This window comes from Kitasatospora sp. NPDC056273, assembly GCF_042268845.1.
In the GTDB taxonomy this organism is placed as follows: domain Bacteria; phylum Actinomycetota; class Actinomycetes; order Streptomycetales; family Streptomycetaceae; genus Kitasatospora.
This window is the reverse complement of sequence record NZ_JBHJSJ010000013.1, coordinates 89,653-104,820: the sequence shown is the minus strand read 5'-3', so window position 1 is coordinate 104,820 and position 15,168 is coordinate 89,653. Positions and strand designations below refer to the sequence as shown.

General features: G+C 72.9%; 16 protein-coding genes. 15 read left to right on the top strand and 1 reads right to left on the bottom strand.

The features are described 5' to 3' along the window. Positions 1-248 precede the first annotated feature (248 nt). The 14 genes from ACFCY1_RS14510 to ACFCY1_RS14445 all read left to right on the top strand — a co-directional run bounded on the left by ACFCY1_RS14510 (position 249) and on the right by ACFCY1_RS14445 (position 13,704). Positions 249-1,046: an ABC-2 family transporter protein gene (locus ACFCY1_RS14510; protein ID WP_074005053.1), complete on the top strand. Its 798-nt coding sequence runs from the start codon at positions 249-251 to the stop codon at positions 1,044-1,046. After that, the gene (locus ACFCY1_RS14505) at positions 1,039-1,917 is read left to right on the top strand and encodes an ABC transporter permease (protein WP_375874753.1); all 879 of its coding nucleotides are present in this window, start codon (positions 1,039-1,041) and stop codon (positions 1,915-1,917) included. The genes ACFCY1_RS14510 and ACFCY1_RS14505 overlap by 8 nt, the downstream gene beginning before the upstream one ends. Before the next feature lie 34 nt (positions 1,918-1,951). Beyond that, on the top strand, positions 1,952-2,914 hold the full coding sequence (locus ACFCY1_RS14500) for an ATP-binding cassette domain-containing protein (RefSeq protein WP_049650304.1): 963 nt from the start codon (positions 1,952-1,954) through the stop codon (positions 2,912-2,914). A 169-nt stretch (positions 2,915-3,083) separates the two neighbouring features. Continuing rightward, the gene (locus ACFCY1_RS14495; protein WP_053111993.1) at positions 3,084-4,322 is read left to right on the top strand and encodes a glycosyltransferase; all 1,239 of its coding nucleotides are present in this window, start codon (positions 3,084-3,086) and stop codon (positions 4,320-4,322) included. Continuing rightward, positions 4,319-5,620 carry a nucleotide sugar dehydrogenase gene (locus ACFCY1_RS14490; RefSeq protein ID WP_375874752.1) on the top strand — a complete coding sequence of 434 codons (1,302 nt, stop codon included), beginning with the start codon at positions 4,319-4,321 and terminating at the stop codon, positions 5,618-5,620. The genes ACFCY1_RS14495 and ACFCY1_RS14490 overlap by 4 nt, the downstream gene beginning before the upstream one ends. A 91-nt stretch (positions 5,621-5,711) precedes the next feature. Further along, entirely contained in the window at positions 5,712-7,007 is a 1,296-nt protein-coding gene (locus tag ACFCY1_RS14485) for a DUF445 domain-containing protein (protein ID WP_259316613.1), read from the top strand. Between the two features lie 135 nt (positions 7,008-7,142). Further along, the gene (locus ACFCY1_RS14480; protein WP_375874793.1) at positions 7,143-8,183 is read left to right on the top strand and encodes an adenosine deaminase; all 1,041 of its coding nucleotides are present in this window, start codon (positions 7,143-7,145) and stop codon (positions 8,181-8,183) included. 178 nt (positions 8,184-8,361) lie between these two features. After that, on the top strand, positions 8,362-8,934 hold the full coding sequence (locus ACFCY1_RS14475; RefSeq protein ID WP_375874751.1) for a toxin-antitoxin system HicB family antitoxin: 573 nt from the start codon (positions 8,362-8,364) through the stop codon (positions 8,932-8,934). Between the two features lie 108 nt (positions 8,935-9,042). Further along, entirely contained in the window at positions 9,043-9,882 is an 840-nt protein-coding gene (locus tag ACFCY1_RS14470) for a DUF4097 family beta strand repeat-containing protein (RefSeq protein ID WP_049650301.1), read from the top strand. After that, positions 9,882-10,853, top strand: a complete 972-nt coding sequence (locus ACFCY1_RS14465) for an ATP-binding cassette domain-containing protein (RefSeq protein ID WP_375874792.1) — start codon at positions 9,882-9,884, stop codon at positions 10,851-10,853. The genes ACFCY1_RS14470 and ACFCY1_RS14465 overlap by 1 nt, the downstream gene beginning before the upstream one ends. A gap of 26 nt (positions 10,854-10,879) precedes the next feature. After that, positions 10,880-11,653, top strand: coding sequence for an ABC transporter permease (locus tag ACFCY1_RS14460; RefSeq protein WP_375874750.1), 774 nt, complete (start codon positions 10,880-10,882; stop codon positions 11,651-11,653). A 166-nt stretch (positions 11,654-11,819) separates the two neighbouring features. Further along, a complete protein-coding gene (locus tag ACFCY1_RS14455) occupies positions 11,820-12,410 on the top strand; it encodes a hypothetical protein (RefSeq protein WP_074005059.1) in 591 nt (196 codons plus the stop codon). 101 nt (positions 12,411-12,511) lie between these two features. Then, positions 12,512-13,057, top strand: a complete 546-nt coding sequence (locus ACFCY1_RS14450) for a hypothetical protein (protein ID WP_375874749.1) — start codon at positions 12,512-12,514, stop codon at positions 13,055-13,057. Between the two features lie 83 nt (positions 13,058-13,140). Beyond that, the gene (locus tag ACFCY1_RS14445; RefSeq protein WP_049650297.1) at positions 13,141-13,704 is read left to right on the top strand and encodes a hypothetical protein; all 564 of its coding nucleotides are present in this window, start codon (positions 13,141-13,143) and stop codon (positions 13,702-13,704) included. Positions 13,705-13,769: 65 nt separating this feature from the next. Here the strand turns inward: ACFCY1_RS14445 and ACFCY1_RS14440 are convergent, their stop codons facing one another. After that, positions 13,770-14,168: a hypothetical protein gene (locus ACFCY1_RS14440; RefSeq protein ID WP_198959475.1), complete on the bottom strand. Its 399-nt coding sequence runs from the start codon at positions 14,166-14,168 to the stop codon at positions 13,770-13,772. Between the two features lie 442 nt (positions 14,169-14,610). Here ACFCY1_RS14440 and ACFCY1_RS14435 point away from each other — a divergent pair, with 442 nt between their 5' ends. After that, a complete protein-coding gene (locus ACFCY1_RS14435) occupies positions 14,611-15,111 on the top strand; it encodes a ricin-type beta-trefoil lectin domain protein (protein WP_074005062.1) in 501 nt (166 codons plus the stop codon). The last annotated feature ends 57 nt before the right edge of the window (positions 15,112-15,168 follow it).

The window sequence follows — 15,168 nt, the reverse complement described above, 5'->3', positions numbered from 1 at the left end:
CGGCTCAGGTCGGAAAAACCGGGTGCGGGTGGTGCGGGCCGGAGGTACGGTGAAAGGTGAAAACCGCATAGCGCACCGACTTTTCGGCGCACTGGCCTTCCAGTGCACCGGCTTTCCGGCGCACCGACTTCCGCAGCTCCGCCCGCCAGGCCCGGCACCCCCCGGGTACGGCCGGTCGGAGCCGCTGGGGCGTGCGCGGATGTCGAGGGGCGCCTCCCTCTGCCCACATTTGTCGACAAGGAGACAATATGCTCTACGCCGCCGTTGCCCGCGGCGCCTTCCGCCGCTACTCCACCTACCGGGCCGCCACCGTGGCCGGCACCTTCACCAACACCGTCTTCGGCATCATCCTGGCCTCCTCCTTCCTCGCCCTCTGGCAGGCCCGCCCCGGCCTCGGCGGCTACGACCAGAGCCAGGCCGTCACGTACATCTGGGTCAGCCAGAGCCTGCTGGTCACCGTCGCGGTGTGGGGCGGCGGCTTCCAGGACGACCTCCAGGACCGCTTCCGCAGCGGCGACATCGCCGTCGACCTCTACCGCCCGGTCGACTTCCAGGGCTGGTGGCTGGCCTCCGACCTCGGCCGGGCCGGCTTCCAGGCGCTGGTGCGCGGCACCGTGCCGATGCTGATCGGCGCGCTGGTGTTCCGCATCCGGCTGCCCGAACACCCGCTGACCTGGGCGTTCTTCCTGCTCTCGGCGCTGCTCGCGGTGATCGTCAGCTTCGGGCTGCGCTTCCTGGTCTCGATCACCGGCTTCTGGCTGCACGACTCGGAGGGGGTGCGCTCGGTGATGCTGGTGGTCTCGATGTTCTTCTCCGGGATGCTGCTGCCGGTCGCGCTGTTCCCCGGCTGGCTCGGCGACCTCGGCCGGGTGCTGCCCTGGTCGGCCCTGGTGAACGTCCCCACCGACGTCTTCCTGGAGCGGACCGGCGGCGCCGCGCTGCTCGGGGCGCTCGGCTTCCAGCTCGGCTGGGCGGCGGTGCTGCTCGCCGCCGGGCGGGGCGCCCAGTGGCTGGCCACCCGCAGGGTGGTGGTGCAGGGTGGCTGAGCAGCTCGTACGGGAGCCCCTCGGGCCCCGCGACTCCTTCGGGCCCCGCGAGCCCCTCGGGCCCCGCACCGCCTGGGCGCTGCGCTCCTGGTGGCTCTGCGCCCGGATGTGGATGCGTTCGATGATGGCCTACCGGGCCTCCTTCGCCCTGAACCTGGTGGCCAGCCTGGTCACCCACTCCCTCGACTTCGTGGTGCTGGTGATCATGTTCCGGCACACCGACCGGCTCGGCGGCTGGAGCCTGCCGGAGACCGCCTTCCTCTACGCCACCGCGGCCTTCTCGCTCGGCACGGCCAACCTGCTGGTCGGCTCGGCCGAGGGCCTGGGCGCGCGGATCAGGAGCGGCTCGCTGGACACCATGCTGATCCGGCCCGCGCCCGCGCTCTCCCAGCTGTGCGCGGAGCGCTTCTCGCTGCGCCGGCTCGGCCGCCCGCTCCAGGCCGTCGCCGTGCTGGTCTGGTCGCTGACCGCCCTGGACGTGCACTGGACCTGGGACCGGGTGCTGCTGGTGCCCGTCCTGCTGCTCTGCGGCACCGTCATCTTCGGCGCGGTCTACGTCGGCGGCGCCACCGTCCAGTTCTGGTGGGGCGAGTCCAAGGAGATCCAGAACTCCTTCACCTACGGCGGCGCGACCCTGCTGCACTACCCGCCGACGATCTTCGCCAAGGAGCTGGTCGCCGCGGTGGTCTTCGGCGTCCCGCTGGCCTTCGTCAACTGGCTGCCCACGCTGCGCATCCTCGACCGGCCCGACCCGCTCGGCCTGCCCACCGCCTTCCAGTTCGCCTCCCCGGTGGCCGCCGCGGTCTGCGTCCTCGCCGCCGGACTCGCCTGGCGGGCCGGGCTGCGCGCCTACCGCGGCACCGGCAGCTGAACCCCCCGCTTCGCTTCGCTTCGTGAGGAACCCCATGGCACTGATCGAACTGCAGGACGTCCACCGCACCTTCACCGTGCGGACCCGCACCGGCCGGTTCAGCCGGGCCAGGCGCGAGGTCCGCGCGGTGGACGGGCTCGGCTTCACCGTCGAGGCCGGCGAGTGCGTCGGCTACATCGGGCCCAACGGGGCCGGCAAGTCCACCACCATCAAGATGCTCACCGGCATCCTCGTTCCCAGCTCCGGACGGCTGCGGGTGGCCGGGGTCGACCCGGCCCGGGAGCGCGTCGCGCTGGCCCGCCGGATCGGCGTCGTCTTCGGCCAGCGCACCACCCTCTGGTGGGACCTGCCGCTGCGCGACTCCTTCGAGCTCGCCCGCCGGATCTACCGGATCCCGGACGCCCGGTACCGCGAGAACCTCGACCGCTGCGTCGAACTGCTCGACCTCGGCGGGCTGTTGGACACCCCGGTGCGCCAGCTCTCGCTCGGCCAGCGGATGCGCGGCGACCTCGCGGCGGCGCTGCTGCACGACCCCCGGGTGCTCTACCTGGACGAGCCGACCATCGGCCTGGACGTGGTCAGCAAGGGCCGGGTGCGGGAGTTCCTGCGCGAGGTCAACCGGGACCGGGGCACCACCGTGCTGCTCACCACCCACGACCTGACCGACATCGAGCAGCTCTGCGGCCGGGTGATGGTGATCGACCACGGCCGGCTGGTGTACGACGGCGGGCTGGAGGGGCTGCACGCCACCGGCCGCAGCGAGCGGACGCTGGTGGTGGACCTCGCGCAGGAACTCGGGCACCCGGTCGAGGTGCCCGGGGCCCGGGTCACCAGGGTCGAGGGGCCGCGCCAGTGGCTGGCCTTCCCGGCCCAGGAGAGCGCCGCGCCGATCGTGGCGGCGGTCGCCGCGCGCTACCCGCTGGTGGACCTGTCGGTGCGGGAGCCGGCCATCGAGGACGTGATCGCCCGGATGTACGCGGAGGTCGCGATCGGCTGACGGGTGCCGGACCGCGGTTCGCCTTCCCGGCCGTCGCTCACCCGTGCGACGGTCGGGGGTGCGTTCTGTTCCGCGTCACCGGTGTGGGTGATCGTCGTGACCCCCGGCCCCCACCGTGAGTTGACCCGGCATCACTCGCCGATGTCCGGAACCGGAGGCCCGCCACCCGATGGCCGTACCCGACGTGACCGTGGTGGTCGCGGTCTACAACACCATGCCGTACCTCACCGCCTGCCTGGACTCGCTGGTCGGGCAGTCCCTGGCGCCGGGGCGGCTGGAGGTGGTGGCGGTGGACGACGGCTCCACGGACGGCGGCGGGGAGCTGCTGGACGAGTACGCCGCCCGCCACCCCGGGCTGTTCACGGTGGTGCACCAGTCCAACTCGGGCGGCCCGGCCGGCCCGACCAACCGCGGCCTGGAGCTCGCCCGCGGCCGCTACGTGCTGTTCCTCGGCGCGGACGACTGGCTCGGCGAGGAGGCGCTGGAGCGACTGGTCACGGCCGCCGACGCCTGGGGCTCGGACGTGGTGGTGCCCAAGCAGGTCGGGGTGAACGGGCGGCTGGTGCCGCAGGGGATCTTCCACGCCGACGCCGAGTCGGTGGGCTTCGCCGACTCCGCGCTGGCCTGGGCGCTGGCCGACACCAAGCTGTTCCGGCTCGACCTCGTCCGGCGCCACGGGCTGCGCCGCGACGAGGGGTTGAAGGTCTTCTCGGACCAGCCGTTCACCCTGGAGGCCTGCCTGCGGGCGGCCAGGGTGTCCGTCCTCGCCTCCTACGACTGCTACTTCCTGGTGCTGCGCGAGGACCGGGGCAACGTCACCGAGCGGGCCGGGGTGCTGGACCGGCTGCGCGGGATCGCCGCGCTGCAGCAGGTGGCCGTCGAACTGGCCGAGCCGGGCGAGGAGTTGGACGCCATCCGGGCCCGCAGCTTCGGCTGGGACGTGCCCCGGCTGCTGCGGGAGGGCTTCCTGCTGCTGACCGCGGACATGCAGGAGCGGGTGTGCGTCGAGACCGCCCGGCTGGTCGAGCGGTTCGGTGCCCGCGAGGTGTACCACCGGCTGCCGGTCGCCGAGCGGGTGCGGCTCGAACTCGCCTGCGCGGTACGGCCGGAGGCGCTGCGCGACCAGGTCCGCTACGAGGCGGCGCACGGCGATCCGCCGGTGGTGGTGGACGGACGGCGGCAGTACGCGGGCTACCCGGCGTTCCGGGACGCCCGGCTCGGTCTGCCGGACGAGCTGTTCCTGCTGCGCGAGGAGGCGGCGGTGGCGGAGGTCGAGGCGGCCGCCGGGCCGCTGGACCTGGCGCGGCAGCTGTGGCGCGGTCTCGTCCCGGAGCAGGTGCGGCGCGGGCTGCGGAGGAACCCGGCGTGGCGCCGGCTGGCCGACTCGGTGAACGGAGGACGGGGATGAGCCTGGACGTCTGCGTGATCGGGCTGGGCAAGCTGGGCCTGCCACTGGCGGTGCAGTTCGCGCTGAAGGGCCACCGGGTGACCGGCGCGGACATCGCGCCGGGCGTGGTGGACAGCGTCAACCGGGGCGTGCCGCCGTTCCCCCGGGAGGCGGGCCTGGACCAGGCGCTCAAGCGGGTCGTCGCCGAGGGCCTGCTGCGGGCCACCACCGACACCACGGCCGCGGTCGCCCGGGCCGAGGCCGTCGTCGTGGTCGTCCCGCTGGTCACCGCCGCCGACGGCAGCCCGGACTTCGCCCTGCTGGACGCGGCCACCGACGCCGTCGCGGCCGGGCTGCGCCGGGGCACCCTGGTCAGCTACGAGACCACCCTGCCGGTCGGCACCACCAGGGAGCGCTGGGCGCCGCGACTGTCGGCCCGGTCGGGGCTCGCGGCCGGGACGGACTTCGCGCTGGTGTTCAGTCCGGAGCGGGTCCGCACCGGACGGGTCTTCGCGGATCTGCGGCGCTACCCCAAGCTGGTCGGCGGTCTGGACGCGTCCTCCACCCGGCGCGGCGCCGAGTTCTACCGGGCGGTGCTGGACTTCGACCCGCGCCCCGACCTGCCCCGGCCCAACGGCGTCTGGGAGCTGGCCTCGGTGGAGGCGGCCGAGTTCAGCAAGCTCGCCGAGACGACGTACCGGGACGTGAACATCGCGCTGGCCAACCAGTTCGCCCGCTACGCGGACGAGGTCGGGGTGGACTTCGCGGAGATCGCCGACGCCTGCAACTCGCAGCCGTACAGCCACCTGCACCGGCCGGGCATCGCGGTCGGCGGGCACTGCATCCCGGTGTACCCGCGGCTGTACCTGTGGAACGACCCGGGGGCGACGGTGGTCCGGGCGGCGCGCGAGGCCAACCTGGCGGTGCCGGGGTACGCGGTGGGCGTGCTGGCGGGCGCGGTGCCGGGCGGGATCGCCGGGCAGGGCGTGCTGGTGCTCGGCGCCTCGTACCGGGGCGGGGTCAAGGAGACGGCGTACTCCGGGGTGTTCCCGCTGGTCGAGGCGGTGCGGTCGGCGGGCGCGCGGCCGTACGTCAGCGACCCGCTGTACGAGGCGGAGGAGCTGGCGGCGCTCGGGCTGCCGCCGTACGGCGGGGAGCCGGTGGTGGCGGCGGTGCTGCAGGCGGACCACCCGGAGTACCGGGACCTGGCGCCGGTGGACCTGCCGGGGGTGAGGGTGCTGCTGGACGGGCGGCGGTGCACGGACCCGAAGCGCTGGGCGGGCGCGGAGGTGCGGCGGATGGTGCTGGGCGGGGAGTGAGGCCCCTCCTCGCCCGGCATGTGAGGCCCCCGGGGGCGCGTGATCGCGATGCGCGCCCCCGTCCGCGCCGGGCAACGGGCAGACTGGCGGGGTGAGTGACGATGCCTTCAGCGGGACCGGCCCCGGAGTCCGGTTCACCGCGGCCGACGAGGAGAAGAGACGCGGCGTCCGCCGGATGAAGACCATCGCGACCGGCCTGCTGGCCTTCGCGACCCTGGTCTTCGCCCTGGCCACCTGGGCCAAGGCGGCCGGCGCCGGCCCCTGGGCCGGGTACGTGGCGGCCGCCGCCGAAGCGGGCATGGTCGGCGCGCTGGCCGACTGGTTCGCGGTGACCGCGCTGTTCCGCCGGCCGTTCGGCCTGCCGATCCCGCACACCGCGATCATCCCGACCAAGAAGGACGCCTTCGGCCGCTCGCTCGGCGACTTCGTCGGCGAGAACTTCCTCTCCGGCCACGTGGTCCGCGGCCGCCTGGCGGCGCTCGGCATCGGCCGCCGGCTGGGGGAGTGGCTGGCCGCGCCGGGCAGCGCCGAGCGGGTCACCAAGGAGGCCTCGGCGGCGCTGCGCGGCCTGCTCGCGGTGCTCCGCGACGACGACGTGCGGGCGGTGGTCGCCGAGGCGGTGACCAGGCGGGCCGCGGCCACCTCGGTGGCCGAGCCGATGGGCCGGATGCTCGGCAAGGTGGTCGCGGACGGCGGGCACCACGGGGTGGTGGACCTGGTCGCCGTCCGGGCGCACGGCTGGCTGACCACCAACCACGAGGAGGTGGTCCAGAAGGTCACCCAGAAGACCCCGGGCTGGACGCCCAGGTTCATCGACCACCAGGTCGGCGAGCGGGTCTACAAGGAGCTGATGCGGTTCGTCACCGAGATCCGGGACGACCCGGACCACCCGGCCCGCGGCGCGATCGACAACTTCCTCGCCGACTTCGCGACCGAGCTGCAGACCGACCCGGAGACCATCGCCCGGGTCGAGCGGGCCAAGGGCGAACTGCTGGCCCGCCCCGAGGTGCAGGACCTGATCAACTCCACCTGGGCGGCCGTGCGCACCCTGGTGATGGGCGCGGCCGAGGACGAGGACAGCGAACTGCGCCGGCGCATCCGCGACGGCGTGCGCCGCTTCGGCGAGCGCCTGGCCACCGACCCCAAGCTCCAGGCCAAGGTGGACGGCTGGCTCCAGGACGCCGCCCAGTACCTGGTCGACACCTACCGCACCGAGATCACCTCGCTGATCTCCGAGACGGTGGCGGGCTGGGACGCCGACGACGCCTCCCGCAAGATCGAGGCCAACGTCGGCCGCGACCTCCAGTTCATCCGGATCAACGGCACCGTGGTCGGCGCCCTGGCCGGGCTGCTGATCCACACCGTGGCGGTCGCGCTCGGGGGGTGATCCGGGGACGGCGCCCCCGGCGTGGGCCTATCCTGGGCCGAACTTCGCGATACGCGCGTAGAAGCACGGAGAAGGAAGAAGGGAACCACCGTGGTCCAGCCGGACGGAAGTCGGATCGTCCCCCACACCAGCCGGATCGGCTCCACCGACCGGAGCATCGAGGCGTTCATCGCCGGGATGCCCAAGGCGGAGCTGCACGTCCACCACGTCGGCTCGGCCTCGCCGCGCGTCGTCGCGGAGCTGGCCGCCCGGTACGCCGGGAACTCCAAGGTGCCGACCGACCCGGCGGCGCTCGCCGAGTACTTCACCTTCACCGACTTCGCGCACTTCATCGAGGTCTACCTCAGCGTGGTGGACCTGGTCCGGGACGCCGAGGACGTCCGCGCGCTCACCTACGGCGTGGCCGAGGACATGGCCCGGCAGAACATCCGGTACGCCGAGCTGACCATCACCCCGTACTCCTCGGTCCGCCGGGGCATCCCCGAGGTCGCCTTCATGGAGGCGATCGAGGACGCCCGGCTGCGCGCCGAGAAGGAGCTCGGCGTGGTGCTGCGCTGGTGCTTCGACATCCCGGGCGAGGCCGGGCTGCGGTCCGCCGAGGAGACCGCCCGGCTGGCCACCGAGCTGGGCCCCGAGGGCCTGGTCAGCTTCGGCCTGGGCGGCCCGGAGATCGGCGTGCCGCGCCCGCAGTTCAAGCCGTACTTCGACCGGGCCCGGGCGGCCGGCCTGCACAGCGTGCCGCACGCGGGCGAGACCACCGGGCCGGAGACGGTCTGGGACGCGATCCGGATGCTCGGCGCCGAGCGCATCGGGCACGGCACCCAGGCGGTGAAGGACCCGGCGCTGCTCGATCACCTGGGCGAGCACCGCATCCCGCTGGAGGTCTGCCCGACCTCCAACATCGCCACCCGGGCCGTGGAGCGGATCGAGGACCACCCGATCAAGCGGATGGTGGACGCCGGACTGCTGGTGACGGTCAACAGCGACGACCCGCCGATGTTCGGCACCGACCTCAACACCGAGTACGCGGTGGCGGCGCGGCTGCTGGGCCTGGACGAGGCCGGGGTGGCGGGGCTGGCCCGCAACGCCGTCGAGGCCTCCTTCCTGGACGGGGCGGGCAAGACCCGGCTGACCGGGGAGATCGACGCCTACCTGGCGGGCTGGCAGCAGGCCTGACCGTCCCGCGGTCCGCGTTTCCCCTGGTGAACCGCCCCGTCGACCCCCTCGTTCCCGGGGGTCGGCGGGGCGGTTCCGTGTTCCGGCATGGGTTGGCGCCACCGCCGTTCGGGTGATGGCGCCACAGTGGTGCCATAAATGCTCGACATGGTGCCATCGCTGTGCCATGCTTACGGCCATGGACCTCACGCCATATGTGGAAAACCTCCGGAACGAGCTCGCGGTGGCCGCCGCCACCGGCGGGGACGAAGCCCGCGCGCTGGCCGAGCGGCTGACGCTCCCGCTGGAGTCGGCCGTGCGGCTCACCCTGCTCAACGCGCTGTCGGCGGCCATGGGAGAAGTCACCCGCGACCTCGCCCCCGGCTCGGTGGACGTGCGCCTGCGCGGACTCGACCCGGAGTTCGTGGTGACGGCGCCGCCCGGATCGGATGCCTTCCACGGCGATATGGCGCCACCGCCGGCACCGGTGGCACCAGTCGTGCCGCCCGTGGTGCCACCGGTGGTGCCTCCGGTGTCGCCGGAGTCGGACGAGACGGGCACCGCCCGGATCAACCTCCGGCTGCCCGCCCACCTCAAGGCCCGGGCGGAGGAGGCCGCCGTCGAGGCCGGCCTCTCGCTCAACGCCTGGCTGGTCCGGGCCCTGGCCGGTGCCCTGGAGGGCGGTGAGCCGGCCCGCCGGCCGGTCGCCGACCCGGGCAGCCGGGTCCCGCGCAGCATCGGCGGCCAGGGCTTCACCGGCTGGGTCCACTGACAGCTCCGTAGCGCCCGCAGCACCTCCCGCACCACCTTCTGCACCTTCGACGTCACCCCCGCTCCGACCAGCGGGGACACCCACACGAGTCAAGAGGACGGGACAGCCATGCCTACGTACGAGACCGACGGACCGATCTCCGCCATCCTCGAGTTCGACATCGGCTCGGTCTGGATCAAGGCGAGCAAGCGCACCGACGCCGTGGTCGAGGTCCGGCCCGCCAACCCGGCCAAGGAGGCGGACGTCAAGGCCGCCGAGCAGACCCAGGTCGACTTCTCGGGTGGCCGGCTCGGCATCAAGGCCCCCAAGCAGCGCTCCGTCTTCAGCGGCAAGAAGGGCGCGGTCGAGATCCTGGTCGAGCTGCCGGTCGGCTCCGAGGTCCACAGCGAGTCCCCGATGGCCGAGTTCGTCACCGAGGGGGCGCTCGGCGCCTGCCGGCTGAAGACCTCGCTCGGCCGGATCCAGGTCGAGCACGCCGACAGCGCCCGGCTCGACAGCGGCTTCGGGGACATCCGGCTCGGCGGGACGGCCTGGGACGCCGAGGTCTCCGGAGCGGGCCGGATCGAGATCGGCTCCGTCGGCGGCCGGCTGACGGTCAAGAACAGCAGCGGCGACACCGAGATCGACGAGGTCCGCGGCGAGCTGCACGCCAACGCCTCCAACGGCCGGATCCACGTCGGTCAGGCGGAGGGGAACGTGACCGCCAAGTCGGCGCACGGCCACATCCGGGTCGGCCGGGTGGTCCGCGGCCAGGTCACCCTGCAGACCAGCGTGGGGGACGTGGAGGTCGGCATCGCGGAGGGCACGGCGGCCTGGCTCGACGTGCACAGCAAGGTCGGCGGCGTCCGCAACGACCTCGGCCCCACCAAGGGCCCGGGCGACGCCGTGGAGACGGTCGAGGTCCGCGGCCGCACCCAGGTCGGCAACGTCATCGTCCGGCGGGCGTGATGGCGGCGAACGCGGCGGCCCCGGCGGACGCGGCGGTCCGTTCGCTCCCGGCGGTCTCGGCGACGGGGCTCACCAAGTCCTACGGGGACAAGGCGGTCCTGCGGGGCATCGACCTGGAGATCCCGGCGGGCAGCGTGTTCGCCCTGCTCGGGCCCAACGGCGCCGGCAAGACCACCACCGTGCAGATCCTCTCCACCCTGATCCCCGCCGACGGCGGCTCGGCCCGGGTGGCCGGGCACGACGTGGAACGCGAGGCCGACGGGGTGCGGAGGGCGATCGGGGTGACGGGCCAGTTCTCCGCGGTGGACAACCTGCTCACCGCCGAGGAGAACCTGCTGCTGATGGCCGACCTCAACCACCTCCGCCGTCGGGAGGGGCGGAGGCGGGCCGAGGAGCTGATGCGGCGCTTCGACCTCACCGAGGCGTCCCGCGAGGCCGTCGCCACCTTCTCCGGCGGCATGCGGCGCAAGCTCGACCTCGCGATGACCCTGGTCGGGGACCCGAGGGTGATCTTCCTGGACGAGCCGACCACCGGGCTGGACCCGCGCAGCCGGCGCACCATGTGGGAGATCATCCGGAGCCTGGTCGCCGACCACGGGGTGACGATCTTCCTCACCACCCAGTACCTGGAGGAGGCCGACCAACTCGCCGACCGGATAGCCGTCCTGGACGGCGGCCGGATCGTCGCCGAGGGCACGGCCGAGGAGCTGAAGCGGTACGCCCCCGGCGGGCGGATCCGGCTCCGGTTCGCCGACGCCGGCTCGCTGGCCGCCGCCGCCGTCCTGTTCCCGTACGCCACGGCCGACACCGAGGCGCTGCGGCTGGAGATCCCGGGGGACAACTCCGTCCTCACGGTGAAGGCCGTGCTGGACGCCCTCGACAACGCGTCCGTGCAGGCCGAGTCGCTGGTCGTGGAGACGGCCGACCTGGACGACGTGTTCCTGCAACTGACCGGGGAGGGCTCGCGATGAGCACGGCCACGCACACGGCCACGCGTATGGCCACCAGTACCGCCGGCCACGCGCTCGGCGACTCGCTGACCATGCTGCGCCGCAACCTCAAGCACGCGCTGCGGTACCCGTCCCTGACCTTCGCGGTCGTGGTGACGCCGGTCATGATGCTGCTGCTCTTCAACTACGCCTACGGCAGCACGCTGGGCGCCGGCATCGGGGGCGGCCACTACATCGACTACGTCACGCCCGGCATCGTGCTGATGGCGGCCACGTCCGGGGCGCTGGTCACCGCGATCGGCATCTGCACCGACATGACCGAGGGCATCGTCAACCGCTTCCGCACGATGGCGATATCGCGCTCCGCCTTCCTGGCGGGGCACGTGGTCGGCAGCGTCATCCAGACCATGATCGGGCTGGTGCTGGTGGTCGGCACGGCCCTCGCGATGGGCTTCCGGCCCAACGCCGGACCGGTGGAGTGGCTGGCCGCGGCAGGGCTGCTGCTCTTCCTCACCATCGCCCTGACCTGGATATCGGCCGGCATCGGCCTGGTGGCCAAGACGGTCGAGAGCGCCAGCAACATGCCGATGCCGCTGCAGTTCCTGCCCTTCATCGGCAGCGCCATCGTGCCGACGGACTCCATGCCCACGGCGCTGCACTGGTTCGCCGAGTACCAGCCCTTCACGCCCATGATCGAGACCCTGCGCGGGCTGCTGCTGGGCACCGGGATCGGCAGCAGCGCCTGGATCGCCCTCGCCTGGTGCACCGCGCTGACGCTGGTCGGTTACTTCTGGTCGCGGAGCGTCTTCTACCGGCGGTGACGGGGGTATCGCCGGTGCGCCGAGTGACCAGGGCCGAGTGACCAGCGCCGGGTGACCAGTACGCAGTGACCAGGCCGGGCGGCCCGGACAGCGGAGCACCCGCCGTCCGGGCCGCCCGGCACCCCCGTAGTAAAGTCCCGGCAAAGGGCAACTCCGGGGGGAGCAAATGACGGTGACGCGCCGCGGGCAGGTCGTCTGGTGGCTCCGTGGCGCGGCGCTGGCGGCCTTCCTGGTGTACCTGCCGGGCTACTTCTCCTCCCGCCAGGGCGGGCTGGTCGAGGTCGAGCGCTGGCTGAACCACCCGGTGCTGCTGCTCGGCACGGCCGTCACCCTGGCCATGGCCTCGGCGGTGGCCCAGGTCGAGTTCCGCACCAGGTGGGCGCAGATCGGTTTCGCGGCCGTCCTGTCGCCGCTGCTCGTCATCGGGGCGGCGGTCGGCGGCCTGGCGTACGTCTTCGGCGGCGACGGCCGGCTGGTCGACCGCAAGCCCGACCCGAGCCGCTCCGACCACGTGCTGAGCGTCACCGACGTCGCCTTCTCGATCGATCCGGTCTACCGGGTGGAGCTGGTGGCCGGCAGCGGCTGGTCGGCCCGTCACTGGGGCCTCGGCACCTGGGAGGAGGAGGACGGCTTCGTCAGGGCCGAGTGGTCCGGTCCGGGCCGGATCACGGTGACCTTGGAGAAGGAGATCGAGGTCTTCACCGTGGGCGAGGACGGGACGCCGGCCGGCCCGTCGTCCACGCCCCGGCCGCGGTAGGGGGCCTGTAGTAGGGTCCGCGCCAAAGTTCGGTCAAGAACCGCCGGGGGGCGAAGGTGACAGCGGTACGCCGCAGAGGGATCGCGTGGGGGCTCAGAGGCGTGGCGCTCGTGGCGCTGTCGGCCTACCTGGTGGGCCGGCACGCCTCCCGTTCGGGAGGGCTGGTGGAGCTCGAACGCTGGCTCGACCACCCGGTCCTGCTGGGCGGGGCGACGGTCGTGCTGGTGCTGGTCTCGCTGATCGTCGAGCTGGACTTCCGTACGCCGGAGTCGCAGATCGGCCTGGCCGGCGGCCTGGTGGCGCTGGTCCTGCTCGGGGTGCCGCTCGCGCTGTCGACGCTCGCGGCCGGGGACTCCGGGGGGCGGACCGCGCGGGAGGCCGCCCCGGGCCACCCGGACCGGGTGCTCGTCTTCACCGATGCCGCCGACTCGTTCGAGCCGGACCGCCGGGTGGAGCTGCTGACCGGCAGCGGCTGGTCGGCGCGCCACTGGTCCCTCGGTGCCAGGGGGCCGGGCGAACGCCTGCTCAGGGCCGAGTGGTCGGGCCCGGACCGGATCACGGTGACCTCGGAGAAGGAGGTCCAGGTGTTCACCGTGGGCGAGGACGGGACATTGGGCGGCCCGTCGTCCACGCCCCGGCCGCGGTAGCGGGCCTGTAGTAGGGTCCGCGCCAACGTTCGGTCAAGAACCGCCGGGGGGCGAAGGTGACAGCGGTACGCCGCAGAAGGATCGTGTGGGGGCTCGGAGGGGCGGCGCTCCTGGCGCTGCTGGCCTACGCGGTGGGTCGGTACGAGTCCCGGTCGGGAGGGCTCGTGGTGGTCGAGCGCTGGCTCGACCACCCGGTCCTGCTGGTCGGGACGGCGGTCGTGCTGACCGCCGTCGCGTTGTACATCGGGATGGAGTTCCGGACCTGGGTGTCGCAGATCGGCTGCGCCGTCGCCATGGTGGCGCTGGTCTTCGGTGGGCCGCTGATCGCGTTCCTTGCGCTCGTGAGCGGCGAGGGGCGGACCGCGCGGACGGCCGCCCCGGGCCACCCGGACCGGGTGCTGACCATGACCAACGTGGCCTCGATCGACCCGGTCTACCGGGTGGAGCTGGTGGCCGGCAGCGGCTGGTCGGCCCGCCACTGGAGCATGGGGATCTGGGACACCCGGGGCGGCGACTTCGTGCGCGCCGACTGGTCCGGCCCGGACCGGATCACCATCACCGGCCGCAAGAAGCTCACGGTCTTCGACGTCCACCCGGACGGCAGCCTGAGCGCGCCCCGGGAGGAGCCCAAGCCCCCGGAGGGCTGAGGCCGGCCCGGCCCTCCTCCGAAGTCCGGGGGAGGGCCGGGGCGTTCGGGCTCAGCGGGGCGGTGTCACCACGTGTCGATGTGCATCGTGTTGGCCGCGTTGTGGATGGCGTTGTAGTGCGGGATCGACATGTCGGACCTCTTCTGGCTCGCCGGCAGGTTCTTGTCGGCGGCGCGGAACTCGTCGCGGGCCTCCGCCAGCAGGCTGACGCCGTGGGAGACCGGGACGTCCTTCGTGCCGTGCGCCGGGTGGGACTTGGCGGCCGTCTTGCTGCCGGCGTTGATCAGGGTGCCGCGGGCCTGGTTGTAGTCGGCCACCTTGATCGTCTTCGGGTTGCGGAGCTCTGCCTGCACCCCCGCGGTCGGCGGCGTCTGCTCGGCGGCCAGGGCGGCGGGGGCGGCGGCGGTCGTGAGCGCACCCGTCACGATGACGGTGGCGAGGGCGTTGCGGAGGGTCCTGTGCATGAGGGTGTCCTTCCGATAAGAAAGCATCAAGGATTTCGCGCCCGCCGTGATGATGAAACGGTCGGGATGCGAACGTCTCGGCCCTACCCCGGCCCTCGGTGGCGGAAAACCGGCTTCCGTTCCGGGAATTCGCAGAGGATGAGATCAGGCCTTTTTCTGATGATGCGCCAATACGATTGGTGTAATGGGGCGATGGGGAATCACCGGCCCCGGCCCCGGTGCCGCGAGCGCGGCGTCCAGGCTCGGCCGAGGGACTGCGCCGGGGGGAGGGGGAGCCCGGGCGCGGCCCCGCGCTGCGGCAGACGGGGCAATGCGATTCGTACGCTGACTCCACCCGGGTTACTCGGCGTTGCGGGGGCCCGGTGCGGGTGGTTCCCTCGCGTTCGTGACCGGAAGTGCGGTCACGCGATTCGAGGAATCACCCTCGCAGAAGGAGAGATCCTTGTTCAGCATCAAGAAGGCGGCCGTCGTCACGGCCGCCGCCCTGGCCGTCGCCGGCTCGGTGGGCGCGGCGGAGCCCGTCAAGGCGGGCGGAGTGCGGGGCCCGGGCCAGGAAGTGCGCTTCTTCAACGAGGCCGTGAACGGCTTCCTGGACTCGGCCAAGCACGGGCCCGTCGCCATCACCTGGCAGGCCAACGGCACGGAGTGGCAGAACTGGGTCCTCCGCCCGACCTCCAACGGGTACCTGGTCGAGGCCAAGGCGAAGCCGGACAAGTGCCTCCAGGCGATCATGAAGCCCGGTTCGGAGGTCCCGCTCGTTCCGTGCAACGTCGACGTCCCGACCCAGCACTGGCAGCTCGACCGGGCGGGCGACAAGTACGTCATCGCCGAGGCCACGGACGAGGACTACGTCATCGCGGCACAGGGCAACGACAGCCCCGTGGTGAAGGCGCTCCGCGACAACAGCCCGCGTCAGCTCTGGGACGTGGTGTCCCCGAACTGACCGACCGATGGTCTGAGGGTTCCCGCCGGATCCGCCTCCCTCCGGCCGGGTCGTCGA